22 protein-coding genes are annotated in these 24,647 nt (G+C 68.5%); 20 read left to right on the top strand and 2 right to left on the bottom strand.

What is annotated here, in order from left to right; all coding sequences use genetic code 11:
• Positions 1–2 precede the first annotated feature (2 nt).
• The 13 genes from nuoG to PE061_RS16600 all read left to right on the top strand — a co-directional run bounded on the left by nuoG (position 3) and on the right by PE061_RS16600 (position 13,446).
• Complete coding sequence (gene nuoG / locus PE061_RS16660; RefSeq protein ID WP_271256349.1) at positions 3–2,036, top strand: NADH-quinone oxidoreductase subunit NuoG; 2,034 nt, start codon at positions 3–5, stop codon at positions 2,034–2,036.
• On the top strand, positions 2,036–3,082 hold the full coding sequence (gene nuoH / locus PE061_RS16655) for an NADH-quinone oxidoreductase subunit NuoH (protein ID WP_271256348.1): 1,047 nt from the start codon (positions 2,036–2,038) through the stop codon (positions 3,080–3,082). Before nuoG ends, nuoH begins: the two co-directional genes overlap by 1 nt.
• Complete coding sequence (nuoI, locus tag PE061_RS16650) at positions 3,079–3,567, top strand: NADH-quinone oxidoreductase subunit NuoI (RefSeq protein WP_271256347.1); 489 nt, start codon at positions 3,079–3,081, stop codon at positions 3,565–3,567. Before nuoH ends, nuoI begins: the two co-directional genes overlap by 4 nt.
• Before the next feature lie 34 nt (positions 3,568–3,601).
• Entirely contained in the window at positions 3,602–4,222 is a 621-nt protein-coding gene (locus PE061_RS16645) for an NADH-quinone oxidoreductase subunit J (RefSeq protein ID WP_271256346.1), read from the top strand.
• A complete protein-coding gene (gene nuoK, locus PE061_RS16640; RefSeq protein ID WP_271256345.1) occupies positions 4,219–4,524 on the top strand; it encodes an NADH-quinone oxidoreductase subunit NuoK in 306 nt (101 codons plus the stop codon). The genes PE061_RS16645 and nuoK overlap by 4 nt, the downstream gene beginning before the upstream one ends.
• A 10-nt stretch (positions 4,525–4,534) precedes the next feature.
• Positions 4,535–6,565 carry an NADH-quinone oxidoreductase subunit L gene (gene nuoL / locus PE061_RS16635; protein WP_271256344.1) on the top strand — a complete coding sequence of 677 codons (2,031 nt, stop codon included), beginning with the start codon at positions 4,535–4,537 and terminating at the stop codon, positions 6,563–6,565.
• Positions 6,565–8,118 carry an NADH-quinone oxidoreductase subunit M gene (locus PE061_RS16630; RefSeq protein ID WP_271256343.1) on the top strand — a complete coding sequence of 518 codons (1,554 nt, stop codon included), beginning with the start codon at positions 6,565–6,567 and terminating at the stop codon, positions 8,116–8,118. The genes nuoL and PE061_RS16630 overlap by 1 nt, the downstream gene beginning before the upstream one ends.
• Positions 8,118–9,563 carry an NADH-quinone oxidoreductase subunit NuoN gene (gene nuoN / locus PE061_RS16625; protein WP_271256342.1) on the top strand — a complete coding sequence of 482 codons (1,446 nt, stop codon included), beginning with the start codon at positions 8,118–8,120 and terminating at the stop codon, positions 9,561–9,563. The genes PE061_RS16630 and nuoN overlap by 1 nt, the downstream gene beginning before the upstream one ends.
• Positions 9,560–10,270: a biotin--[acetyl-CoA-carboxylase] ligase gene (locus PE061_RS16620; RefSeq protein ID WP_271256341.1), complete on the top strand. Its 711-nt coding sequence runs from the start codon at positions 9,560–9,562 to the stop codon at positions 10,268–10,270. The genes nuoN and PE061_RS16620 overlap by 4 nt, the downstream gene beginning before the upstream one ends.
• On the top strand, positions 10,270–11,040 hold the full coding sequence (locus PE061_RS16615) for a type III pantothenate kinase (RefSeq protein ID WP_271256340.1): 771 nt from the start codon (positions 10,270–10,272) through the stop codon (positions 11,038–11,040). Before PE061_RS16620 ends, PE061_RS16615 begins: the two co-directional genes overlap by 1 nt.
• Complete coding sequence (locus PE061_RS16610) at positions 11,037–12,686, top strand: ribonuclease J (RefSeq protein ID WP_271256339.1); 1,650 nt, start codon at positions 11,037–11,039, stop codon at positions 12,684–12,686. Before PE061_RS16615 ends, PE061_RS16610 begins: the two co-directional genes overlap by 4 nt.
• Positions 12,686–12,934: a DUF1467 family protein gene (locus PE061_RS16605; protein ID WP_271256338.1), complete on the top strand. Its 249-nt coding sequence runs from the start codon at positions 12,686–12,688 to the stop codon at positions 12,932–12,934. The genes PE061_RS16610 and PE061_RS16605 overlap by 1 nt, the downstream gene beginning before the upstream one ends.
• 71 nt (positions 12,935–13,005) lie before the next feature.
• The gene (locus PE061_RS16600) at positions 13,006–13,446 is read left to right on the top strand and encodes a hypothetical protein (RefSeq protein WP_271256337.1); all 441 of its coding nucleotides are present in this window, start codon (positions 13,006–13,008) and stop codon (positions 13,444–13,446) included.
• 4 nt (positions 13,447–13,450) lie between these two features.
• Here the strand turns inward: PE061_RS16600 and PE061_RS16595 are convergent, their stop codons facing one another.
• Positions 13,451–15,805 (bottom strand): hypothetical protein, encoded by a 2,355-nt coding sequence (locus PE061_RS16595; RefSeq protein WP_271256336.1) that lies wholly within the window; start codon positions 15,803–15,805, stop codon positions 13,451–13,453.
• A 133-nt stretch (positions 15,806–15,938) separates the two neighbouring features.
• Here PE061_RS16595 and PE061_RS16590 point away from each other — a divergent pair, with 133 nt between their 5' ends.
• Entirely contained in the window at positions 15,939–16,247 is a 309-nt protein-coding gene (locus tag PE061_RS16590) for an Hpt domain-containing protein (protein WP_271256335.1), read from the top strand.
• Here the strand turns inward: PE061_RS16590 and PE061_RS16585 are convergent.
• A complete protein-coding gene (locus PE061_RS16585) occupies positions 16,236–17,060 on the bottom strand; it encodes a CDP-alcohol phosphatidyltransferase family protein (protein ID WP_271256334.1) in 825 nt (274 codons plus the stop codon). The two genes, PE061_RS16590 and PE061_RS16585, sit on opposite strands and share 12 nt — an antisense overlap.
• An 89-nt stretch (positions 17,061–17,149) precedes the next feature.
• Here PE061_RS16585 and PE061_RS16580 point away from each other — a divergent pair, with 89 nt between their 5' ends.
• The 6 genes from PE061_RS16580 to PE061_RS16555 all read left to right on the top strand — a co-directional run bounded on the left by PE061_RS16580 (position 17,150) and on the right by PE061_RS16555 (position 24,641).
• Positions 17,150–18,508, top strand: a complete 1,359-nt coding sequence (locus tag PE061_RS16580) for a CDP-alcohol phosphatidyltransferase family protein (RefSeq protein ID WP_271256333.1) — start codon at positions 17,150–17,152, stop codon at positions 18,506–18,508.
• A gap of 42 nt (positions 18,509–18,550) precedes the next feature.
• Positions 18,551–19,657 carry an inositol-3-phosphate synthase gene (locus tag PE061_RS16575; protein WP_271256332.1) on the top strand — a complete coding sequence of 369 codons (1,107 nt, stop codon included), beginning with the start codon at positions 18,551–18,553 and terminating at the stop codon, positions 19,655–19,657.
• A gap of 115 nt (positions 19,658–19,772) precedes the next feature.
• A complete protein-coding gene (locus PE061_RS16570) occupies positions 19,773–20,483 on the top strand; it encodes an NTP transferase domain-containing protein (protein ID WP_271256331.1) in 711 nt (236 codons plus the stop codon).
• The gene (locus PE061_RS16565; protein ID WP_271256330.1) at positions 20,480–21,943 is read left to right on the top strand and encodes a capsule assembly Wzi family protein; all 1,464 of its coding nucleotides are present in this window, start codon (positions 20,480–20,482) and stop codon (positions 21,941–21,943) included. Before PE061_RS16570 ends, PE061_RS16565 begins: the two co-directional genes overlap by 4 nt.
• An 89-nt stretch (positions 21,944–22,032) precedes the next feature.
• The gene (locus PE061_RS16560) at positions 22,033–23,175 is read left to right on the top strand and encodes a DUF2336 domain-containing protein (RefSeq protein ID WP_271256329.1); all 1,143 of its coding nucleotides are present in this window, start codon (positions 22,033–22,035) and stop codon (positions 23,173–23,175) included.
• A 5-nt stretch (positions 23,176–23,180) separates the two neighbouring features.
• A complete protein-coding gene (locus tag PE061_RS16555; RefSeq protein WP_271256328.1) occupies positions 23,181–24,641 on the top strand; it encodes a sensor histidine kinase in 1,461 nt (486 codons plus the stop codon).
• Positions 24,642–24,647 lie beyond the last annotated feature (6 nt).

Here is a 24,647-nt window from a genome sequence, read left to right as displayed (position 1 = left end):
TGATGCCCAAACTCACCGTCGACGGCATCGAGGTCGAGGTTCCCGCCGGGGCCACCGTGCTTCAGGCCTGCGAGGCCGTGGGCAAGGAAGTGCCGCGCTTCTGCTATCATGAGCGGCTGTCGATCGCCGGCAACTGCCGCATGTGCCTCGTCGAGGTGAAGCCGGGGCCGCCGAAGCCGCAGGCGTCGTGCGCGCTGCCCGCGATGGACGGGCAGGAGGTCCGCACCGACAGCGCCATGGTGAAGAAGGCGCGCGAGGGGGTGATGGAGTTCCTGCTCATCAACCACCCGCTCGATTGCCCGATCTGCGATCAGGGCGGCGAGTGCGATCTTCAGGACCAGTCCATCGCCTACGGGCGCGGCGGCTCGCGCTTCACGGAGAACAAGCGCGCCGTCACCGAGAAGTACATGGGTCCGATCATCAAGACGATCATGACCCGCTGCATCCACTGCACGCGCTGCATCCGCTTCGCCGAGGAGGTGGCGGGCACCGACGAGATCGGCGCCGTCTATCGCGGCGAGAACATGCAGATCACGTCCTATCTCGAGCAGGCCGTGAAGTCGGAGCTTTCCGGCAACGTCATCGACCTCTGCCCGGTCGGCGCGCTCACCTCGAAGCCCTATGCGTTCGAGGCGCGGCCGTGGGAGCTGACGAAGACGAACGGCATCTGCGTGATGGATGCGGTTGGCACCAACATCCGCATCGACGCGCGCGGCCCCGCCGTGCTGCGCGTGCTGCCGCGCGTCAACGACGACGTGAACGAGGAGTGGGCGTCGGACAAGACGCGCTACGCGCCGCTCGGGCTTGCGAAGCGCCGTCTCGACAAGCCCTATGTGCGCCGCGGCGGCAAGCTGGAGCCCGCGACGTGGGCGGAAGCGTTTGGCGCGATCAAGACGGGCCTGTCGGATCTCGGTGGCAACCAGATCGGCGCGGTGGCGGGCGAGCTTCTCGACGTCGAGTCGATGGTCGCGCTCAAGGACCTCATGAAGTCGCTCGGCTCGGACCGTTTCGAGTGCCGCACGGACGGCATGGCGCTGCCGGGCGGCGGTTCGGGCGCCTACCGCTTCAACACCGGCATCGCGGGTATCGAGGATGCGGACGTGGTGCTGCTCGTCGGCGCCGATCCGCGCTGGGACGCCCCGCTCGTCAACACGCGCATCCGCAAGGCCGTGGTGAAGAAGGGCGCGAAGGTCTTCAACGTGGGGCCGGAGATCGACCTCACCTACCCGGTGACGCAGCTCGGCGACGGCGCCTCCGTCCTCGCGAAGCTGCCGAAGGCTGCGGCGGACGCGCTGAAGAGCGCGACGAAACCCGCGATCGTCGTCGGCGCCGCGGCGCTGACGCGCGGCGACGCGCCCGCGATCCTCGCCGCGCTCGGCAAGATCGCGAAGGCCGCGAAGATCGGCGCCGAGGGCTTCAACGTGCTGCACGGCGCCGCCTCGCGCGTCGGCGGCCTCGACATCGGCTTCACGCACGCGGGCGGCATCGGCGAGGTGCTCGGCGGCGGCCTCAAGGCATTGTTCGTGCACGGCGCGGACGAGATCGACACCGATCTCGGCGGCGTGTTCAAGGTCTACATCGGCCACCACGGCGACCGCGGCGCGCACGGGGCGGACGTGATCCTGCCGTCCGCGAGCTTCGCCGAGAAGGACGGCACCTACGTCAACATGGAAGGCCGCGTGCAGCGCAGCTACCGCGCCGTGTTCGCGCCAGGCGACGCCCGCGAGGACTGGGCGATCCTGCGCGCGCTTTCGGACGTGCTCGGCAGCAGGCTGCCCTACGACAGCTTCGCGGCGCTGCGCGCCCGCATCGCCGCCGAATGGCCGCATCTGGCGGAAGAAGGCATCGCACCGGCTTCGGGCGAGATCGACTTCGGCAGCGTGGGTTCCGGGGCTGGCGAGTTCGACGCCGCGCCGATCGGCCGCGTCACGCGCGATTTCTACCTGACGAACGCCGTGGCGCGCGCGTCCACCGTGATGCAGGAGTGTTCGGCGCTGCTGCTGCACGGCGAGCCCGTTCTGGAGGCGGCGGAATAATGACGGCGTTCTTTCAGGATCTGATCGGGCCGAACCTCGGCTATCTGGTCGCGACGCTCATCCTCATCCTGCTCATCGCCCTGCCGGTGATGGTCGCGGTCGCCTTCGCGGTCTATGCGGACCGCAAGATCTGGGCGGCGATGCAGCTTCGGCGCGGCCCGAACGTGGTGGGGCCGTGGGGCCTGCTCCAGAGCTTCGCGGACGGCGCCAAGGTGTTCCTCAAGGAAACCATCATCCCGTCCGGCGCCAACAAGGGCGTGTTCCTGCTCGCGCCGATGATCACCTTCACGCTGGCGCTGATCGGCTGGGCGGTGATCCCGTTCGATGCGGGCGCGGTGCTCGCCGACATCAACGTCGGCATCCTCTACCTGTTCGCGGTGTCCTCGCTCGGCGTCTACGGCATCATCATGTCGGGCTGGGCGTCGAACTCGAAATACCCGTTCCTCGGCGGCCTGCGCTCGGCGGCGCAGATGGTCTCCTATGAGGTTTCGCTCGGCCTCGTCATCATCAGCGTCGTGCTCTACGCCTCGTCGTTCAACCTCAGCGAGATCGTGATGAGCCAGCAGGGCAACATCCTGTTCCTGAACGGCAACATCTTCAATCCGCTGCTGCTGCCGATGGGTGTGGTGTTCTTCATCTCGGCGCTCGCCGAGACGAACCGCCCGCCGTTCGACCTTCCCGAGGCGGAAGCCGAGCTGGTCGCGGGATACCAGACCGAATATTCGTCGATGAGCTTCGCGCTGTTCTGGCTCGGCGAGTACGCGAACATCCTGCTGATGTGCGCGATGACGTCGATCCTGTTCCTCGGCGGCTGGCTGCCGCCGGTCGACTGGGCGCCGCTTTACCTCATCCCCGGCTTCATCTGGTTTTTCGCGAAGATGGCGTTCGTGTTCTTCCTCTTCGCATGGGTGAAGGCGACCGTGCCGCGCTACCGCTATGACCAGCTCATGCGCCTCGGCTGGAAGGTCTTCCTGCCGCTGTCGCTGTTCTGGGTGGCCCTCGTTTCCGGTTGGCTGATGTTCTTCACAGACAGGTTCGCGTCATGACCTCGCTATTCAGAGCCGCCAAGTCGCTGCTGCTGCTGGAGCTGCTCCAGGGCATGGCGCTGACGCTCAAGTACATGTTCAAGCCCAAGGCGACGCTGAACTACCCGTTCGAGAAGGGGCCGATCAGCCCGCGCTTCCGCGGCGAGCACGCTCTGCGCCGCTATCCGAACGGCGAGGAACGCTGCATCGCGTGCAAACTGTGCGAGGCGGTGTGCCCGGCGCAGGCGATCACCATCGAGGCCGAGCCTCGCAAGGACGGCTCGCGCCGCACCACGCGCTACGACATCGACATGACGAAGTGCATCTACTGCGGCTTCTGTCAGGAAGCCTGCCCGGTGGACGCCATCGTCGAGGGGCCGAACTTCGAGTTCGCGACCGAAACGCGCGAGGAGCTGATCTACGACAAGGCCAAGCTGCTGGCGAACGGCGAGCAGTGGGAAGCGGCGATCGCCGCCAACCTTGCGGCGGACGCGCAGTGGCGATAACCGGCCGCAGGCAAAAGAGGGGCAAGGCGAAACCGTGATCGAGGCCATCATCTTCTACATGCTCGCAGGCATTATCGTCCTGTCGGCAACGGCGGTGATCTTCGCCCGCAACCCGGTGCACAGCGTGCTCTGGCTGATCCTCGCGTTCTTCAACGCGGCGGGCCTGTTCCTGCTGCTCGGCGCCGAGTTCATCGCGATGATCCTCGTCATCGTCTACGTGGGCGCGGTCGCGGTGCTGTTCCTGTTCGTCGTGATGATGCTCGACATCGACTTCTCGGAGCTGCGTTCCGGCTTCGCGCGCTACATGCCGTTCGGGCTGATGCTCGCGGGCGTGCTGCTTGCCGAGCTGGTGATCGCGGGCACGGCGTGGCAGCTCGGCGCGGGCGCGCAGGCGGTTGCGGCGGCGCCGGTTTCGGCTGCGGGCGACGTGACCAACACCGAGGCGCTCGGCGCGCTCATCTACACGAAATACGTCTACATCTTCCAGGCGGCGGGCATGGTGCTGCTCACCGCCATGATCGGCGCGATCGTGCTGACGCACCGCCAGCGCACCGGCGTCAGGAAGCAGAGCATCGCGCGCCAGAACGCCGTCCGTCCGGATGAGGCGGTCGATGTCGTCAGTGTCCCGGTGGGCGAGGGGGTGAAACTCAAATGATCGGCATCACCCACTATCTCACCGTCGCGGCGATCCTGTTCGTCCTCGGCGTGCTCGGCATCTTCCTCAATCGCAAGAACGTCATCATCATCCTGATGTCGATCGAGCTGATCCTGCTCGCGGTGAACATCAACCTCGTGGCGTTCTCGGCGTTCCTCGGCGATCTCGTCGGGCAGGTGTTCGCGATGTTCGTGCTCACCGTCGCGGCGGGCGAGGCCGCGATCGGGCTTGCGATCCTCGTCGTCTATTTCCGTGGCCGCGGCACCATCGCCGTCGACGACATCAACATGATGAAGGGCTGAGGGGCGGGCCGTGCTTCACACTATTGTTTTCCTGCCGCTTCTGGCCGCGATCGTCGCAGGCCTCGGCAACCGCGCCATCGGCAACACCGCCGCCAAGGCGATCACCACGGGCGGCCTGTTCGTCGCCTGCGCGTTGTCGTGGGCGATCTTCATCCCGGTCCTGTCGGGCCAGCCCGTCGAGGGCCAGCCGGTGATGGAATGGTTCCGCTCGGGCGGCCTCGTCGTCGAATGGTCGCTCCGGCTCGACACGCTCACCGCCGTCATGCTCGTCGTCGTCACCACCGTGTCGGCGCTCGTGCACCTCTATTCGTGGGGGTACATGGCGGAAGACCCCGATCAGCCGCGCTTCTTCTCGTACCTGTCGCTGTTCACCTTCGCGATGCTGATGCTGGTGACGGCGGACAACCTCGTGCAGATGTTCTTCGGCTGGGAAGGCGTTGGCCTCGCGTCCTACCTGCTCATCGGCTTCTGGTATCACAAGCCCTCCGCGAACGCGGCCGCCGTCAAGGCGTTCGTCGTGAACCGCGTGGGCGACTTCGGCTTCTCGCTCGGCATCTTCGGCGTGTTCATGGTGTTCGGCACCACGGACATCGCGGCGATCCTTGCGGCCGCGCCGGACTATCAGGGCTCCACCTTCGAATTCCTCGGCGCGCAGGTCGATACGCTGACGGCGCTTTGCCTGCTGCTGTTCATCGGCGCGATGGGCAAGTCGGCGCAGCTCGGCCTCCACACGTGGCTTCCGGACGCGATGGAAGGCCCGACGCCGGTCTCCGCGCTCATCCACGCCGCGACGATGGTGACGGCGGGTGTGTTCATGGTCTGCCGCCTGTCGCCGCTGTTCGAGACGAGCGAGATCGCGCTCAACGTCGTCACCTACGTGGGCGCGGCGACGGCGCTGTTCGCGGCGACCGTGGGCACCACGCAGCACGACATCAAGCGCGTCATCGCCTATTCTACCTGCTCGCAGCTCGGCTACATGTTCTTCGCTGCCGGAGTCGGCGCCTACGGCGCGGCGATGTTCCACCTGTTCACGCACGCCTTCTTCAAAGCGCTGCTGTTCCTCGGCGCCGGTTCGGTGATCCACGCGATGCACCACGAGCAGGACATGCGCTACTACGGTGCCTTGCGTAAGCACATCCCGCTCACCTTCTGGGCGATGACCATCGGCACGCTCGCCATCACCGGCGTCGGCATCATCGGCGTGTTCGGCTTCGCGGGCTTCTATTCGAAGGACGCGATCATCGAGAGCGCCTTTGCTGCCGGAACGCAGTCCGGCTATGTCGCCTTCGCGGTCGGCGTCTTCGCGGCGCTGCTCACCAGCTTCTATTCGTGGCGGCTGGTGTTCCTCACCTTCTTCGGAAAGGCCCGCTGGTCTGAGAGCGAGCATATCCGGCACGCCGCGCACGGCGACCACGGCCATGACCATGCGCATGACGATCACCACGCCCACGACGACGGCACGCTCGGCTATCATCCGCACGAGAGCCCGGCGAGCATGTTGATCCCGCTCGGCGTCCTGTCGCTCGGCGCGGTGTTCGCGGGCTTCCTCTTCCACCACGCGTTCATCGACGCGGAAGGCGGCGCGGCGTTCTGGAAGGGCGCGCTGGCGTTCGACGCCCACCTCGCGCACGCCTCGCACGAGGTGCCGCTGTGGGTGAAGCTGTCGCCCGCCGCGGTGATGCTGCTCGGCCTCGCCGTCGCGTGGAACAACTACATCCGCGATCCGGCCGCGCCTGCGCGCTTCGTCGCGATGTTCCGCGGTCTCCACGCCTTCCTGTTCAACAAGTGGTACTTCGACGAACTGTACGACGCGGTCTTCGTGCGCCCGGCGAAGTGGCTCGGCCGTATGCTCTGGAAGAAGGGCGACGAGGGCACCATCGACCGCTTCGGCCCCAACGGCCTCGCGGCCCTGGTGGTCAGCGGCTCCGGCGTCGCCCGGCGGCTCCAGACCGGCTACCTCTACACCTATGCGTTCGTGATGCTGATCGGCCTCGCCGCCGCGGCAGCGTGGTTCCTCCCGAAGATGCTGGGCGGCGAATAATGGACTTCCCGATCCTTTCCCTGATGATCCTGCTGCCGCTCGCGGCGGCGACGCTGCTGCTGTTCGTCCCCGGCGACGAGGATGCGCGGGCGCGCGCGGCGCGCTGGGGCGCGCTCGCCGTCACGCTCGCCGAGCTGGTGCTCGGCATCGTCCTCTGGGCACGCTTCGATGTCGGCTCGGCGAGCTTCCAGTACGCGGAGAGCCTGCCGCTGTTCGAGCCGTACTTCTCGTGGTCGCTCGGCATCGACGGCATCAGCCTCGTGCTCATCGCGCTCAGCGTGTTCCTGATGCCGATCTGCATCCTCGCCTCGTGGACCTCGATCGGGAAGCGCGTGCCGGAATACATGGCGGCGTTCCTGCTCATGGAATCGCTGATGATCGGCGTCTTCGCGGCGACCGACCTGTTCCTGTTCTACGTCTTCTTCGAAGGCGGCCTCATCCCGATGTACCTGATCATCGGCATCTGGGGCGGCAAGGACCGCATCTACGCGAGCTACAAGTTCTTCCTCTACACGCTGCTCGGCTCGGTGCTGATGCTGCTCGCCATGCTCTACATGGCGCGCGTCGCGGGCACGACCTACATCCCCGCGCTGCTTACCCACGATTTTGATCCGCAAGTGCAGACATGGCTGTGGCTCGCCTTCTTCGCGAGCTTCGCGGTGAAGATGCCGATGTGGCCGGTGCACACGTGGCTGCCGGACGCGCACGTGCAGGCGCCGACGGCGGGCTCGGTGATCCTCGCCGGCGTGCTCCTCAAGATGGGCGGCTACGGCTTCATCCGCTTCTCGCTGCCGATGTTCCCGGCGGCCTCGGCGGAGCTGATGTGGCTCGTCTTTGCGCTCTCGATGGTCGCGGTGGTCTACACCTCGCTCGTCGCGCTGGCGCAAGCCGACATGAAGAAGCTGATCGCCTATTCGTCGGTCGCGCACATGGCGTTCGTCACCGTGGGCCTGTTCGGCTTCAACCAGCAGGCGCTCGAGGGCTCGATCGTCGTGATGCTCAGCCACGGCCTCGTCTCGGGCGCGCTGTTCCTTTGCGTCGGCGTCGTCTACGACCGGCTGCACACGCGCGACATCGACGCCTACGGCGGCGTCGCCACCGTCATGCCGCGCTACGCGATCCTGTTCATGCTGTTCACGATGGCCTCGGTCGGCCTTCCCGGCACCAGCGGCTTCATCGGCGAGTTCCTCGTCATGCTCGGCGCGTTCCGCACGTCCACCTTCGCCACCGCCGTGATCTGCACGGGCATCATCCTCGGCGCCGCCTACATGCTCTACCTCTACCGCAAGGTGATGTTCGGCGCGGCGACGAAGGACGAGGTGCGCGCGATGCCGGACCTGTCCTTCCGCGAGGTGCTCTGCCTCGTCCCCATCGCTGTGTTCGTGCTGTGGATGGGCGTCGCGCCGAACGTGTTCATCGACCCCGTGCGCGCGCCGGTGGCGGCGATCGTCGCCCGGCTGGAGCCGACCGCGCCGCACCAGCAGACGGTCGCGGCCGTGAAGACGGCCAGGGCCGCACCCCAGTCTGAAACGCATACGGCGGAGACCCACTGATGCAGCCGCTCGCGCAATCGCTCGGCATCGCCGCACCGGAAATCGTCCTCGCCCTCGGCGCGATGGCGCTGCTGATGATCGGCACGTTCCGGGGCGACCGCAGCCTCGGCCTCTTGTCGTGGCTCGCCGTCGCCATCTACGCCGTCGCCGGCCTGTTCATGATCGACGATGCGCCGCGCGCCTTCGCCTTCGACGGGCTCTACGTCGCCGACCTGTTCTCGGACTATCTGAAGACGGTCGTCTACGGCGCGGCCGCCGTCTGCACGGTGATCGCGATCCCGTATCTGCGCCGCGCCCATTCGGACAAGTTCGAATACCCCGTGCTGCTGATGCTCGGCGCGCTCGGCATGGGCATGATGGTGTCGGCGAACGACCTGCTGTCGCTCTACGTCGGCCTCGAGCTCCAGAGCCTCGCCGCCTACGTGCTCGCCGCCTTCCACCGCAACGAGGCGAAGTCCTCGGAGGCCGGCCTCAAGTATTTCGTGCTCGGCGCGCTGGCGAGCGGCATCCTGCTCTACGGCATCAGCCTCATCTACGGCTTCGTCGGCAGCACGAACTTCGTCGCGCTTGGCACGCAGCTTGAAGGGCAGGCGTCGATCGGCGTCGTCTTCGGCCTCGTCTTCATCTTCGCAGGCCTCGCCTTCAAGATCAGCGCCGTGCCGTTCCACATGTGGACGCCGGACGTCTACGAGGGCGCGCCGACGCCCGTCGCCGCCTTCTTCGCCTCCGCCCCGAAAGTGGCCGCGATGGGCCTCCTCGTCCGCGTCGCCATCGAGGGCTTCGGCGGCCTCGCCGACGAGTGGCGCCAGATCGTCGCGTTCGCGGCGGTCGCCTCGATGATTCTCGGCGCGGTCGGCGCCATCGGGCAGACCAGCATCAAGCGCCTGCTCGCCTATTCGTCGATCAACAACGTCGGCTTCGCGCTCATCGGCCTTGCCGCGGGCACCGAGGCGGGCGTCGCGGGCGTCCTCTTCTACATGGGCATCTATGCGGCGATGACGGTCGGCTCGTTCCTCGTCGTGCTGGCGCTCCGCGACAAGGACGACAAGCCCGTCGACGACCTCGCGCGCTTCGCCGGTCTTTCGAAGACACGCCCCGGCCTTGCCGCCGCGCTCGCGGTGTTCATGTTCAGCCTCGCCGGCATCCCGCCGATGCTCGGCTTCTGGCCGAAGTTCAGCGTGTTCAACGCCGCCATCGACGCCGGGATGTACGTGCTCGCGGTGATCGGCGTCGTCACGTCCGTGGTCGGCGCCTATTACTACCTGCGTATCGTCAAGCTCGCCTACTTCGACGAGCCGGTCGGCACGCTCGCGCCCGGTGACAGCCGCGTCAACGGCATCGTGCTGACGGCGGCGGCGGTGTTCTGCTCGCCCGTCGGGATGCTCGCCATCGCGCCGCTGGTGGCGCGGGCGACGGCGGCGGCGCGCATCATCGTCACCGGATGAGCGTTCGCATCGTCGATCTCGCCGAGACCGGCAGCACCAACGACTGGATCGCCGAGCACCCGGAGGACGGGCTGTGGGTCCGCGCCGATCGCCAGACGGCGGGGCGAGGCCGCCGCGCGCGGGCGTGGACGTCGGAGATCGGCAACCTCTTCGCCAGCACCTTCGCGGTGCCGCAGCCGGGGGAGGGCGCGGCGCAGCAGCTCTCGTTCGTGGCCGCCAACGCGCTGCTCGACACCGTCGCCCGCTGGGTGCCGCGGGACCGCCTGTCGCTCAAATGGCCGAACGACCTGCTGCTGGACGGCGTGAAGCTCGCGGGCATCCTGCTCGAAGGCCACGCCGAGGGCGTCATCGTCGGCGTCGGTCTCAACCTCGCGCATTTCCCGGAAGGCACCGAGCGCCCGGCGACGAGCCTTGCGGCGGCGGGCATCGTGCCGCCGTCCGCGCGCGAGGCGTGCGAAACGCTCGCCGAGGCTTTCGCCGCGCACCGCCGCCGCTGGCGCGAGGAGGGCTTCGCCGCGACGCGCGCGGACTGGCTCGGCGCTGCCGCCGGGATCGGCAAGCCCATCGTCGCGCGCCTCGGGAACGCCGATCTCGGCGGGACGTTCGAAGGACTGGCGGCGGACGGCGCGCTGCTTCTGCGCTTGCCGGACGGGGCTTTACGCCCCATTCACGCGGGCGAAGTGTTCACATTGGGGGATCGGGCCTGATGCTGCTCGCGATTGATGTCGGCAACACCAATACGATGTTCGCAGTGGTGGACCACGGCGAGATCGTGCACCGCTGGCGGATTTCCACGCAGGCGTCGCGGACCTCGGACGAATACATGGTCTGGCTCACCCAGCTCATGGAGATCGACGGCGTCGACCGCCGCAAGGTCCACCGCGTGGTGATGTCCACCGTGGTTCCCACCACGCTGTTCAATCTCGAACGCATGGCGCGGCGGGGGTTCGGCATCGATCCGCTGGTCGTCACCAAGGATCTCGACCTCGGCGTCGGCATCGAGGTCGCGCATCCGGAGCAGGTCGGCGTGGACCGTCTCGTCAATTGCGTGGCGGTGGGCGCCCGCCACGAAGGCGATTTCATCATCATCGACTTCGGCACCGCGACGACATTCGACATCTTCGTCGGCAATGCCTATACGGGCGGCATCATCGCGCCCGGCATCAACCTGTCGGCGGAGGCGCTCTATGTCGCCGCCGCGCAATTGCCGCGCGTTGCCGTCGCGCCGCCGAAGGGCGGCAAGGCGAAAGGCTACGATACGGTGTCCGCGATGCAATCGGGCATCTTCTTCGGTTATCTCGCGATGATCGAGGGACTGGTCGCCCGCCTCAAGGCGGAGGCCACGGGGCCGATGAAGGTTCTGGCGACCGGCGGGCTCGCCGTTCTGTTCGAGCCCTACACTAGCGTGATCGATGTCGTGGACGTCGATCTCACGGTGCGCGGCCTTACGATTATTGATGAAAGGAACAGGCTTTGAAGCCTGGAAAAGAACTGATCTTCCTGCCGCTCGGCGGCTCCGGCGAGATCGGCATGAACGTCAATCTCTACGGCTGCAACGGCAAGTGGATCATGGTCGATCTCGGCATGACCTTCGCCGACCCCAACCTGCCGGGCATCGAGCTGGTGCTCCCCGACCTGTCGTTCATCGAGGACCGGCAGAAGGACCTGCTCGGCATCGTGCTCACGCACGGGCACGAGGACCACATCGGCGCGATTCCCTATCTCGTCGGCGACTTCGACGTGCCGCTCTACGCCACGCCGTTCACCGCCGGCCTCATCCGCAAGAAGCTGATCGAGGAGGGCATCGAGCGCGACGTCGAGCTGAACGTCGTGCCGCTGGAAGGTGAGGTGAACCTCGGCCCGTTCAAGTGCCGCTACGTGCCGCTCGCGCACTCGATCCCCGAAGGCAACGCGCTCCTCATCGAAACGCCCTACGGCAAGATTTTCCACACCGGCGACTGGAAGCTGGACGAGGCGCCCGTGCTCGGCGTGCCGTCCACCGCCGAGGAGCTGACCGCGCTCGGCGACGAGGGCATCCTCGCGCTCGTCGGCGATTCCACCAACGTCTTCAACCCGGAGGCGTCCGGCAGCGAGACGGGCGTGCGCGAGGGGCTGGACAAGGTGATCGCCGGGCACAAGGGCAGGGTGCTCGTCACCACCTTCGCCTCGAACGCCGCGCGCCTGCACACGCTCGGCGAGGTCGCGAAGGACACGGGCCGCCGCATCTGCGTGGTCGGCCGTTCGCTCGACCGCATCCTCGAAGTCTCGAAAAGCGTCGGCTACCTCACCGATTTCCCGCCCACCGTGTCGCAGGAGGAGGCGATGAACCTCCCGCGCGACAAGCTGCTCATCGTCTCCACCGGCGCGCAGGGCGAGGCGCGCGCCGCGCTTTCCCGCATCGCCGAGGGCGAGCATTCTCACATCAAGCTCGAACGCGGCGACCTCGTCGTCTATTCCTCGAAGCAGATTCCCGGCAACGAGATCGCCATCGGCCGCGTGCAGAACGCGCTTGCTGCCGCGGGCGTCGAGATCATCACGGATCGTCAGGCGCACGTCCACGTCTCCGGCCACCCCGGCATCCCGGAGCTGGAAGCGATGTACGGCTGGATCTGCCCGCAAATCTCCATCCCCGTCCACGGCGAGCGCCGCCACATGGAGGAGCACGCGCGCCTCGCCCGCCGCGTCGGCGTGCCGGAGGCGGTCGTGCCCGTGAACGGCAGCGCCATCCGCCTCGCGCCGGGGAAGCCGCAGATCATCAGCCACGAGCCCGTCGGCCGTCTCGTCCTCGACGGCGACGTCATCCTCCCCGCGGACGGCGCCACCATGCTCGCCCGCCGCCGCATGATGCACAACGGCCTCATCGCCGTGTTCGTCGTCCTCGACGGCAAGGGCCGGCTGCTCGCGCCGCCGCAGGTGCAGTCGCACGGCGTTCCGGTCGAGGACGACCGCGACGAGTTCATCGACGACTGCGTCACTGCCGCGAGCGAGGCAGCGGCAAAGGCGCGCGGAAGCAATGAAGACGCGCTCGCCGAGGCGATCCGCGTCGCCGTCCGCCGCAAGGCGCGCGACTGGACGGGCAAGAAGCCGATCACCGAGGTCACGGTCACGAGGATCAAGGGCTGATGGGCTGGGGCTCGATACTCGCCGTCTACCTCCTGATCTGGACGGTCACGCTGTTCGCCGTGCTCCCCTTCGGCGTGCGCACCGCCGAAGAGGCGGGCGAGGACAAGGTGAAGGGACAGGCCGACAGCGCCCCGGCGCGTCCGATGCTGGCGAAGAAGCTGCTCTGGACGACGCTGATCTCGGCGGTGCTGATGGTCGGCTTCTGGTTCCTCGCCCGGGCGGGCTACCTCGACTTCATGCCGGAATAGCCGCGCGGGACCGGTTGTTTGAAGTCCGTAATGATGCAACCATAAGCCTCCGGACAGGCAGGAGGTGAGATATGGCGACACTGATTCAGGGCACGGCAAGCAATATCACTCAGGGCTCGGACTACACCTATACCGGGGGCAATAGCCGGACGGGTCCGCAGGCGATCAAGAATCAGATCTTCACCCTGCGCCTCGATGGGAAGCCCGTTTCGTTCAAGACCCGGCAATTGCCTTCGATCAGCGACGGCGACCGCATCGCGGCCGTGGGTACGGAGAAAAACGGCACGCTGGAAGCCGTGGGGCTCAGGAACCTCACCACCGGGGCGGATTATTACCTGCCGACCACGATGCCGCTGATATTATCGGCCATCGTGATTCTTCTCGGCATCCCGCTGCTTTCCATATTCATCGGCGTGATCTTCATCGCGCTCGGCGGCTGGATTTTCTACAAGGGTTGGCAGGTCCATACCGCGACCAACCAGCTCAAGGCCTGGCAACCGGGCCTCAGCTGAGGGCTCAGCGCAGGCGTTCGGTCGCCTGCGCCAGCGCCACGTAGAGCTTGCCGAGGTCCGACGACAGCAACGTCATGGAGAGCGCGTTGCCGTCGCGGTCGGCGTTGAAGCGGCGGAGCATCGCCTCGAAGTCGTGGATGTAGCGGCGCACGCCGTCGCGGAACTCGGCGTCCTCGCTGTAGCGGCGCGCGACCTCCTTGGCGTCGCGGTTCGCGAGGATCTGCACGGCGCGGCGCGAGAACACGCCGCGCTCGCCGGCGAGGTACTGCTTCCACGCCGTTTCCGTCACTTCCGCCGACAGCCCCTTGGCGATGTCGATGGAGGCGCTGTTGAGCGCTTCCACGAGCAGCTCGGACTGGCGGCCGATGTCCTTCCTGAGCGCGGCGTCGAGGTGCGCGTCCGCCTCGTTGACGCGCGTCTCGATCGCGGCCGCCGTCTCGGCGACCGACACGAGTTGGCGCGACAGCCGCTCGGCGGCGGCCTGCGCGGCGTCGGCGCTGCGCGCGCCCGCCGCTTCCAGCGCCTTGATCTGCGTTTCCACCGGCTCGATGGCGCTCTGGCGCACGGCGTCGCGCGACGCTTTCGACAGCGCCTCGCGCGCCTCGTCGACGACCGCTTCGAGCGCGCTCTTCACCGTGCCCGCCGTCTGCGCTGCGACCTCGCGCACGCGCCCGAGCGCGTCGATCAGTTGCGTCGTCGCGCTGAGCGCCGTGCTTTCCGCCGACTGCTCGACGCCGGCGAGGATGCCCCGCGCCGTCTCGATCTCGCCGCGCACCTTGCCGACCACGGCCTCGAGGCTCTCGCGCTGGTCCTCCAGCCCGTCGAGCAGCTCGTCGATGGCGCGGCGGCCCGCTGCGATCGGCGTGTTGATGGCGGCGGCGCGCTCGGACACGCGGTCGATGTCCTGCGACAGGTTCGCCACCGAGCCGCGCAGCGCGTCGATGGCGCCGAGGCCCTTTTCGGCCCCCGACGGCACGCCCTCGGCGAGCGACGCGAGCGCCTCTTCGGTCGCCGCGCGCACCGCGCCGAGCGCGTCGCCGATCTCCTTCGCCGCGCTGCGCGTCGTGCCGAGCGGTGCGGCGAGCGAATCGATCTCGCCGCGCACCTGCGCGATCCGCGCGGAGAGGCTGGCGAGCACGCTCTCGCTCGAATTGGCGGCGTTGCCGAGCTTGGCGTCGAGCACGCTGAAGCCGCGCTCCACCGTGTCGAGGAAGCCGCGGCTGCCCGCGTCCTGCTCGGCGATGCGCCTGCTCAGCTCGGAGACATGCTCGGCGATGGCGGTGATCCGCCCCGCGATGGTCTCGATGGCGCGGCCGCCGATGTCTTCGAGGTCGAGCGAGGTGCGCGAGATCGCGGCGGCGAGCGCCGCCGTCTGCGCCTCGACGCCGACGCGCGTCGCTTCCAGCGCCTCGCCGGTCTTCGCGAGCGCGGCGTCGCCGCTCGCCTCGAGCGCGGCCGCATAGGCGCCGAGACGGCCCTCCGCGTCCGCGGCGGAAGCGGCGATGGCGGAAATGACGCCGGTGAGGCTTTCGGTCGCGGCCTTCGCCTGCGCCCCGGCTTCCTCGCTCCGCGTCCACACCGCGGCGAGCAGGTCCTCGGTCTCCTGGAGCTGCGTGCGCGCGTCCGTGGCGCTCGTCGCGAGCAGGCCCGCGATGCGGTTCACCTGCGCCTCGGCTTCGGGGAGGGCGCTTGCGAGCGAATCGAAGCTGGCGCGGGCCTTGTCGCCGCTTTCCGCGAGCGCGGCGGCGCTGGCGTCGATCGCGGCGCGGTCCTCGGCGAGCGTTCCGGCGAGCGTGCGCGTGCGGTGGACGGCGGCGTCGGTGGCGGTGACGAAGCCCTCGACCTCGTCGGCGAACACCTTGCGCAGCCCCTCGACGCGCGCGGTCACGGCCGCCAGCACTGCGTCGATGCTTTCAAGCTGCGTGCGGGTTTCGCGCGCGGTGAGCGCGAAGCGTTCCTCGGCGGCCTCGATCTGCGCCAGCATTTCCCGCTGCTGCCCCGGCCACACGCGCGCGGCGACCAGCGCGATCAGCCAGATCGCCGAAAGCGGCGCGGCGACGCCGCCCGCGACGCCCGCCCATTCGGTGAGCGTCAGCGCGCCGATGCCCGCCGAACCGGCGATCAGCCAGACGACCGCGGCGGCAAGCGCCAGCCACGCGAGCGAGGCAAGCGAGGCGACCAGCAGCACGCGGCTCGAAAAGGTCGGCACGGGGTCGTCCGCGGCCTCGTCGTCCATCTGGCGCAGGCGCTTCATCGGCGTCGCGGTATCCGGCTCCGCGTCGGGTGCGGCGGACGCCTGCTGCCATGCGTGGTCCGGCGGAAGCTTTTCCGGAAACGACCGCCGACCGACTGGATTCATGGTGCACGACCCCCGCGAAACCTGTGTGTGATAACCCCTCGCGCCTCTGTCTATCATCGCCTTCGGGCACAGGACAGCCCGACAATCGGGATTCGTCGACAGTTTGTTAACATTGATCGCCGAACATGGCCGCATGAACCCCGAATCCGCCCCCGCTTTCCTGCCGCACCGCCTGCTGGAGATCACCGGCGGCGACACGGCGCTGTTCGACGACCTGATGTCGGAGTTCCGCGCGAATCTCCCCGCCTATGCGGCCGATCTGCGCGCCGCGCGGGATCGTGCCGGATGGAAGGCGGCGGCGCACCGCCTGAAGGGCGCGGCGCAGGCCATCGGTGCGGAAGCCATTGCCGCGATCGCGCTGCTCGCCGAGCTTTCGGCGCCGGGCGACAGCGCGCTGCTCGCGCGTCTCGACGCCGAGATCGCGCGGTTTTCAGCCTTCTAGGAGCGCCGCTTCGCGCACCCGCCGGGCGCGCTCGATCAGGAGCGCCGCAAGGCTGAGCCCGACGATCTCCCACAGCCAGTACCAGAGCGGATTGCCTGCGAGGCAGGCGATGAAGATGGCGAGCGTCCGCCCGGTCGCGCCGAGGATCGCGGCGGCCGACAGCACCGGGCGCAGCGTTTCGGCATAGCGGACGCGCAGCGCCGGGTCCGCGCCGAGCGCGGCGTCGAGCGCCTGCGCGCCGGGCATCAGCCGCGCCTGAAGCGCGTTGTAGCCGACCTCCAGGAAGCCGCCCACGGCGTCGCGGGCGGCGAAGCCGGGCTTGCCCGCGCTGCGCCGGATGAACACCTCGCGCTGAAGCTCGTACCACGCGGCCTGCACGACGTGCGCCGCGCCCGCGAGCGCCGCCGCCGCGAGGCTGACGCCGAGCCCCGCTTCGTGGCCCGCCGCGACGGCGAGGCTCACGTAGACGAGAATGAACACGCTGTAGTCGCAGAAGCCGTCGAGGAAGCGCCCGAAATCGCTGGTCCGCCCGGTCGCGCGCGCCGTCATGCCGTCGAGCCCGTCGAGGACGTGCCACGCCAGCATCGCCGCGAATCCGGCGAGCGCCATCGCCGGGCGTTCGTAGTGGAAATAGGCCCACGCGGCGACAAGGCCGAAGCCGATCCCGGCGATCGAAATGGCGTTCGGCGGAACGCGGAGCCGCACGGCGACCGGCAGCAGCGCCCGCGACGCCGGGTGAACAAGCGCGAGGTTCAGCGGCTCCTCTATGCCGCGCGGGCGTCCGCCGCCCGCCGTGTCGACCGTGGAATGCATCGCCTGCGATGTGCGCTTCTCCGGGGAGAGTTGGCAAGTCCGCTTGCTTGCCCCTATTGTCCGCCATCCAGTCAGATCCGGAGACGTCGATGGCGCTTGTGGCGCTACTCTATGCCCATCACTTCAGCGCCGGGGCCGAAGAGCCCGTGGCCGCGCTCGGCATCACGGGAATCGCCTCGGTGGACCGGCAGATTCGCCAGTGCCGCCGCGCGGGCGCCGAGCGCGTCGTCGTCATGGTGGAGCGCGTGACGCCGCGCCTCGCCGCCGCGCTCGACCGCGCGCGCCGCGCCTCGCCCGGCATCGAGGTCGTGCACGGCGGGGACGGCGTGCGCGGCGCGATCCGCGACGACGACAACGTGCTCTCGCTCGACGAGGGGCTGGTTGCGGACGAGCGCGCCATTGCCGCCGTCGCGGGCGCATCCGGAGACGTGGTGCTCGGCGTCTGGCTTGAGGCGGACGAGCGCCCGATCGCGGCGGAGCGGATCGCCTCCGACCGGTTCTTCGCGGGCCTCGCGCGCTTTCCGGGGCGCCTCGTCCGCAGCGTCGCGGGCCGCCTCGGCGACTGGGACATGCAGGCGACGCTGGTGCGCTCGGCGCTGGGGGAGGGGCCGCACACGCCCGTCGAGGTCGCGCGCATCCCGGCCTATTGCCCGTCGCGGCGGCGCGAGGTGCCGCTGCAATGGCGCCGCGCCGCCGATGCGGCATCCGCCGACGCCGCGACGTCCGAGGCGCTGGCCGCGGCGCAGAAGGGCATCCTCGACTGGCCGGCGCGCTTCATCCATCCGCCGGTCGAGAACCTGCTCACCCGCCTGCTGCTGCCGACGCCGCTGACGCCGAACATGATCTCGGTGGGCGTGTTCCTGCTCGGGCTCGCCGCGATGGCGGCGTTCGCGCTCGGCCATCTCTGGGTGGGGCTCGTCCTCGCGCTCGTCATCGGGCCGCTCGACGGCGTCGACGGCAAGCTCGCCCGCGCGCGCGTCGAGTTCTCGAAATGGGGCGATCTCGAACATGTCGCGGACAAGGTCGTCGAGTACGGCTGGTTCGCCGCGCTCGCATACTGGTTCAATTCGGTCGGACACGGGGGCGCGTGGCCGCTCGCCGCGATCACCGTGGGTTTCGCGCTCGCGGAAGCCGTGCAGGGCGAGTTCTTCCGCCGCTTCACCGGCAGGCAGATCGACGATGCCGGCGCGTTCGAGCGCCGGTTCCGTCTCGTCGCGGGCCGCCGCAACACGTTTTTCTGGAGCCTTTTGCCGTTTGCGGCGTTCGGCGCGTGGTATGCAGGCTTTGCGATGATCGCGGCGTACAGCACGATCACCTTCTTCGTCATGCAGGCGCGCTTCTTCGTTCGGTTACAGGAATATGGCAGCGCAAACAGCGATCGGATCGCCGCAAACTTCGCAAGGACAGCCTACACATTCTTGCCCGATTCTGCTGGCAGCGCTAAGTGATCGTCTTCAACCGCGCAGTAGACGCGTCTCAGGATCTTTCCGATGTATGAAGTAAGAGTGGCTGTCGTTGGTGTCGGCAATTGTGCGAGTTCGCTTGTTCAGGGCGTCGCCCACTATCAGAACGGCGGCGCGAACGAGCAGATCGGCCTGCTTCACTGGGATCTGGGCGGCTATCGCCCCAAGGACATCCGTTTCGTCGCCGGATGGGATGTTGACAGCCGCAAGGTCGGCCTCGACATGGCCGAGGCGATCTTCGCGAAGCCGAACTGCACCACGGTGTTCTGCGATCACGTGCCGGAAACCGGCGCGACCGTCCGCATGGGCCGCGTTCTCGACGGCGTCGGCGAGCACATGGCCGACTACCCCGAGGATCGCACCTTCCTCGTGGCGGACGCGGCGGAGACCGACAAGGACGAGGTCGTCCGCGTGCTGCGCGAGACGCGCGCTGACGTGCTGATGAACTACCTGCCCGTCGGCAGCCAGAAAGCCACCGAGTTCTACGCCGAATGCGCGCTCGAAGCCGGGGTCGCGTTCGTCAACAACATCCCGGTGTTCATCGCCAGCGATCCCGTGTGGGCGAAGCGCTTCAAGGATGCGGGCCTGCCGATCATCGGCGACGACATCAAGGCGCAGTTCGGCGCCACCATCGTCCACCGCGTGCTCACGGACCTGTTCAGGAAGCGCGGCGTGAAGCTCGACCGGACCTACCAGCTCAACACCGGCGGCAACACCGACTTCCTCAACATGCTGAACCGCTCGCGCCTCGCCTCCAAGAAGGAGTCGAAGACGGAGGCCGTGCAGTCGGTCGCCGAGCGCCGCATGGACGACGAGAACATCCACGTCGGCCCGTCCGACTACGTGGCGTGGCAGAACGACAACAAGGTCTGTTTCCTGCGCATGGAAGGCCAACTGTTCGGCGGCGTGCCGATGAACCTCGAACTGCGCCTGTCGGTCGAGGACAGCCCCAACTCGGCGGGCGTCGCCATCGACATGATCCGCTGCGCCAAGCTCGCGATGGAGCGCGGCCTCGCCGGGCCGATCGACGCGGCCGCCAGCTATTTCTGCAAGCACCCGCCGCGCCAGACCAGCGACGACCTTGCCTTCGCCGCGCTGGAGGCGTTCATCGCCGGCGGCGGCAAGCTGCACTAGAGCATCGTGCGGAAAAGTGGGAACCGGCTTTCCGCGAAGAACGATGCGACCACGAAGAGGTGGAGCGGGCTGCGTGATTCCGGAATCACGCAGCCCGCTCTAGGACACGGCGCCCGTGCAGGCCATCGTGCTTGCCGCCGGTTTCGGCAGCCGGCTCAGCAGCCATGCGCCGTCGAAGCCGCTCGCGCTCGTCGCCGGGCGGCCGCTGCTGCTGCACACGCTGCTGCGTCTCGCCGAGGCGGGCGTCGATGACGTCACGGTCGTGCTGGGGCACCGCGCGGAAGAAGTCGCCGCAGCGCTGGCCGGATGGACCCTGCCGCTTGCCGTCCGCACCGTGACGGTCGCAGACCCCGCGCTCCCGAACGGCGTCTCGGCATTGGCGGCCGCGCCCTTCATCGAGGCGCGCGCCTTGCTGGTGATGGCGGACCACCTCGTCGATCCCGTGCTCTACCGCACTGTCGCACAGGCTCCCGCCGATGACGGCGCGCTGCTGCTCGGCGTCGACCGCCGCATCGGCCACGACTGGATCGACGAGGAGGACGTCACCCGCGTGCGGACCGAAGGCGACGCCATCGTCGCCATCGGCAAGGGCCTCGCCCCGTTCAACGGCTACGACACCGGCGTCTTTTCCGTGGGAAGGCCGCTGTTCGACGCGCTCGCCGGGCTTTCCGCGCCCAGCCTGTCGCAAGGCGTCGCCGCGCTCGCCGCCTCGGGGCTTGCGCGCGCCGTCGAAACCGGAGATTGCGCTTGGCTCGACGTCGATGACGCGCGGGCGCTCGGCATTGCCGAGCGCTGGCTCGGCGCGGAAGGGAAGGGTGCTGCATGAGGTCTCTTGGCGCTGCCGTTGCTGCGGTCTTGCTGTCGGCGGCTCCCGCCGCCGCCGGGCCGTGGCTCGAAGCCGGCGACCGTCAGGTCCGCAGCGATGTCGAGCTCCTGAAGGCCGCGGGGCTCATCCGCGGCCCCGTCAACGCGTGGCCGCTGCCGTGGGCGCAGGTCGCCGAGGGGCTGGAGCGCGCGCAGGGGCAGGCGCTGCCGCCGCATCTCGGCGCCGCCGTCCGCCGCCTCGCGATCCTTTCCGGGCGCGACAACCAGAAGAGCCGCTACGAGGTCCGCGCCCGCGCCACCAACCGGGCATCGGTGGTGCGCGACTTCGGCGACACCGCCCGCGAGGACGGCGACGTCACCGTCCGCGCCGAGCACGAGGTCGGCAAGCTCTACGTCTCCTACGGCGTCGGCTGGCGCGACGGCCAGCAGGGCCGCGACGTCCATTTCGAGCCCGCGACGCTGGCGCTCCCCGTCGGCAACTGGGCGCTTTACGGCGGCTATGTCGACACGTGGTGGGGGCCGGGCCACGACAGCGCGCTCCTTTTCTCCACGAACGCGCGCCCGATCCCGCGCGTCGGCATCAAGCGGCTGGTGCCCGAACCGATCGACTTCCCCGTGCTGCGCTGGTTCGGCCCGTGGCGGCTCGACATCTTCGCGGGCATCGCCACCGAAAAGCGCGAGGACTATGACAACCCGGCCATCGCCGGGATGCGCCTGTCCTTCGAGCCTGCGCCGGGGCTGGAGATCGGCCTCAACCGCGGGCTTCAACTCTGCGGCAAGAACCGTCCCTGCGGGCTCGGCACCATCTTCGACGCCGTCGTCGGCATCGGCGACGCCGACAACACCGGCACCGTGAACGAGCCCGGCAACCAGATCGCCGGGTTCGACATCAGCTACACGCGCATGATCGGCAACGTGGCGGTTCAGGCCTACACGGAATGGGAAGCCGAGGACGAGGACAACGTCCTCATCGACAAGTTCTCGCGCATGGCGGGCCTCACGCTTTCGGGTCCGATCGGCAGCAACGGCGCAAGCTGGACCGTGCTTGGCGAATGGTCCGACACGCTGGCCGTGAAGTTCATGGGTTCGGCCCGCTATCCGGGCACGATGTACAGCAATTTCATATACTTCGACGGCTTCACCTATCGCGACCGCGCTTTCGGCCACAGCCTCGACGGCGACAGCGAACTCTGGACCGCGGGCCTCTCGATCACCGACGCGAAGAACCGCCGCTTCTACGGCACCTACCGCCGCGTCGACATCAACAAGACCGGCAACTTCCGCAACAACAACGTCTCGCTGAGCCGGGAGACCTACAACGCCTTCGAGATCGGCACCGAGCTGCCCACCGCGTTCGGCGACATCAGCCTCGAGGCCCGCTACGACACCGACGCGCCGAACACGCCGGGCGTCCGCGATGCGAAGACCGCGATCGAGATCGGCTGGCGCACCCGCTTCTAGGAACCAGTCAGGGTTAATCCAATTTTAGGCGCATCCTTCTAGGTTCGGTTCCGAGAAAAGACACGGGTTCGCACCAAAGAGGGGTTGCCTTGCCGCTGGATCGGCCAATCGACGTTCAGGCGCTGCTGGGTCTCGCCGCCGGCCGTTCCGGCGCGGCGCGGGCGCAGCTTGCGGACGCGATCACCGACCTGTTCCTGCCCGCCGCGCAGCGCCTCACCGATCAGCAGCGCGCGCTGATGACGGATGTGCTCGGGCGCCTGCTTGGCACGGTCGAGATGGAGGTGCGCCGGCACCTCGTCGAAGCGCTCGCCCGCTCGCCCGCGTCGCAGCCCGATCTCGAAGCCCGGCTCGCGAGCGACAGCATCGAGGTGGCGCGGCCCGTGCTCGAACGCAGCGGCGTGGTCCGCAATCCCGCGCTGATGGACATCGTCATCCAGTGCGCCGAGGAGCACCGTATGGCGATCGCGCTGCGCGAGATCGTCTCGCCGCCGCTGACCGAGGCGCTCGCCGAGCGCGGCCTCAAGGGCAGCGAGGACGACGTGCTCGAAGGCCTGATCCGCACCGAGGATGCCGTGCTGTCGCGCCGCGCGATGGAGCTTCTGGTCGCCGAGAGCAAGCGCAACGGCCAGTTCCAGCAGCCGCTGCTGACGCAGAACGACCTCCCCGCCGATCTCGCGCACGAGATCTGCTGGTGGGTGGCGGCCGCGCTCCGCCGCCATGTCCTCAAGGGCTTCGTCATCGACCAGGCCGTGCTCGATCCGATGATCGAGCGCGCGGCGAAGCGCGCGATGGTGGAGCACGACGACACGCAGTCCGTGCAGTCGCGCGCGCTCCAGCTCGCGCGCCGCCTCGGCGAGCTCGGCGAGCTGACGGACGGCTTCCTGCTCCGCACGCTGCGTCAGGGGCGGCTCAGCCTGTTCACCGCGGCGCTTGCCGCGCGCGCAAAGATCGCCTTCAACACGGTGTGGAGGATCGTCACCGATCCGGCGGGCGAGAGCTTCATCGTGCTCGCGAAGGCGGTTGACGTCAGCCGCGACGCCACGGCGTCGCTCGTGCTCGTGCTCGGCGAGCTCAATAACGCCGCCCGCGCGCGTCCGCCCTCGGCGCTCGCGGAAATCCTCAGGCTTCACGACGATCTCGATGTCGCCGCCGCCCGCCGCGTGCTCCAGTACTGGCAGCTCGACGCCGGGCTTCGGCAGGCGATCGACGATCTGAACGAGGGCGCCGCGTAGCGGCCATGTTCGAGCCGCGCGACATCCGCCCCGATCGTGGCAGCACGCTCGATGCGCTCGCGGCCGCCGATCCGGCGCTCGCCGGTGCGATCGTGTTCGAATGCTCGTCCGCGGGCGCGCTCGTCGAGGCCAATACCGCCTATGCCGAGCTGGAGCGCGCCGCCGCGCTTGCGCCCGGCGAGCTCGCGGCCCGGCTCGTCGCCGCGCTGGCCCCGGCGGGGGAATCGGTTTCCGCAAGCTTCACTCTTGAGCTTTTGGGCGATCCGCGTCATTTTCACGTTCGTTTCGTGCCCGTGTCGACACAGGCCCGCAACGAGTTGAAATTCGTGGGAATCATGCGGGAATCGTCTACCACCGTCGAGCAGCGCGAGCGCGATCCCCTTGCCGGCTGGCAGGGCGACGAGCTCGTTCGCGTCAATTCCGACTGGTATTGGGAGACGGACAGCCGCGGTTCGCTGACCTCGATCTCGCGCGCGCTGGAGCTTCTCGTCGGGCAGCCGGCGGGCGCCTTGCTCGGCCGTCCGCTCACCGCCATCGGCACGCTGCTGCGCGGCGAGAACGGCGAAGTGCCCTATGAGACGGCGCGGGCGCGCGGCTCCAGCTTCCGCGACCAGCTGATGTCGGTGACGACGCAGGGCGGCGCGACGCGGCTTTATCGGCTGGCGGGTGTCGCGGTGCCCACCAAGGACGGCGGCTGCGGCTATCGCGGCGTCGCGGCCGTGGTGCCGGACAGCGCGCGGCTCATCGAGCGGATGCGCTCGGAGCTCGGCCGCACCGCCAAGGCCAATTTCCTCTCCTCGATGAGCCACGAGCTGCGCACGCCGCTCAACGCCATCATCGGCTTCGCCGAGGCGATGAACCACGAGGTGCACGGCCCGCTGAAGGCGCAGTACGTCGAATATGCGGGCGACATCGCCAACGCCGGGCGTCACCTGCTCGGCCTCATTCAGGACCTGCTCGACATCTCCAGCCTCGATTCGGGCGAGATCGACCTCGAAACCGAGGATTTCGACCTCGCCGCGCTCGTCGAGCAGGCCCGCGCGATGGTCGCGATGAAGGCGTCGGCGCGCAGCATCGACATCAAGGCGGTCGCGCTCGATGCGCCGCTCCGCGCGCGCGGGGACCGCCGCCGCACGCTCCAGATTCTCGTCAACCTGCTCACCAACGCGGTGAAGTTCACGCCCGAGGGCGGCTTCGTCGGCGCGGAGCCGGCCACGGCGCTTCCCGGCCACGTCGCCGTCACGGTGTGGGACTCCGGCCCCGGCATCGCGCCCGAAGACCACGCCCGCGTGTTCGAGAAGTTCGAGCAACTCCCGAAGCCGCCCCACGTGGCGAGCGGAGAGGGCACCGGCCTCGGCCTCCACATCTCCCGCCGCCTCGCCGAGCTCATGGACGGCGGCCTCACCCTCGAAAGCCGCAAGGACATGGGCGCCCGCTTCACGCTCACGCTGCCCGCCGCGGACTGACCAAAG

Origin of the sequence: Sphingosinicella microcystinivorans, assembly GCF_027941835.1 — a bacterium.
In the GTDB taxonomy this organism is placed as follows: Bacteria; Pseudomonadota; Alphaproteobacteria; order Sphingomonadales; family Sphingomonadaceae; genus Sphingosinicella.
This window is presented reverse-complemented; position numbering and strand designations above follow the sequence as displayed.

Bases quoted from the DNA above. Each gene is read 5' to 3' on its own strand.
- nuoG (WP_271256349.1), top strand. From the start codon at position 3: ATGCCCAAACTCACCGTCGACGGCATCGAGGTCGAGGTTCCCGCCGGG.
- nuoH (WP_271256348.1), top strand. From the start codon at position 2,036: ATGACGGCGTTCTTTCAGGATCTGATCGGGCCGAACCTCGGCTATCTG.
- nuoI (WP_271256347.1), top strand. From the start codon at position 3,079: ATGACCTCGCTATTCAGAGCCGCCAAGTCGCTGCTGCTGCTGGAGCTG.
- nuoK (WP_271256345.1), top strand. From the start codon at position 4,219: ATGATCGGCATCACCCACTATCTCACCGTCGCGGCGATCCTGTTCGTC.
- PE061_RS16630 (WP_271256343.1), top strand. From the start codon at position 6,565: ATGGACTTCCCGATCCTTTCCCTGATGATCCTGCTGCCGCTCGCGGCG.
- nuoN (WP_271256342.1), top strand. From the start codon at position 8,118: ATGCAGCCGCTCGCGCAATCGCTCGGCATCGCCGCACCGGAAATCGTC.
- PE061_RS16620 (WP_271256341.1), top strand. From the start codon at position 9,560: ATGAGCGTTCGCATCGTCGATCTCGCCGAGACCGGCAGCACCAACGAC.
- PE061_RS16615 (WP_271256340.1), top strand. From the start codon at position 10,270: ATGCTGCTCGCGATTGATGTCGGCAACACCAATACGATGTTCGCAGTG.
- PE061_RS16605 (WP_271256338.1), top strand. From the start codon at position 12,686: ATGGGCTGGGGCTCGATACTCGCCGTCTACCTCCTGATCTGGACGGTC.
- PE061_RS16600 (WP_271256337.1), top strand. From the start codon at position 13,006: ATGGCGACACTGATTCAGGGCACGGCAAGCAATATCACTCAGGGCTCG.
- PE061_RS16595 (WP_271256336.1), bottom strand. From the start codon at position 15,805: ATGAATCCAGTCGGTCGGCGGTCGTTTCCGGAAAAGCTTCCGCCGGAC.
- PE061_RS16590 (WP_271256335.1), top strand. From the start codon at position 15,939: ATGAACCCCGAATCCGCCCCCGCTTTCCTGCCGCACCGCCTGCTGGAG.
- PE061_RS16585 (WP_271256334.1), bottom strand. From the start codon at position 17,060: ATGCATTCCACGGTCGACACGGCGGGCGGCGGACGCCCGCGCGGCATA.
- PE061_RS16580 (WP_271256333.1), top strand. From the start codon at position 17,150: ATGGCGCTTGTGGCGCTACTCTATGCCCATCACTTCAGCGCCGGGGCC.
- PE061_RS16575 (WP_271256332.1), top strand. From the start codon at position 18,551: ATGTATGAAGTAAGAGTGGCTGTCGTTGGTGTCGGCAATTGTGCGAGT.
- PE061_RS16565 (WP_271256330.1), top strand. From the start codon at position 20,480: ATGAGGTCTCTTGGCGCTGCCGTTGCTGCGGTCTTGCTGTCGGCGGCT.
- PE061_RS16555 (WP_271256328.1), top strand. From the start codon at position 23,181: ATGTTCGAGCCGCGCGACATCCGCCCCGATCGTGGCAGCACGCTCGAT.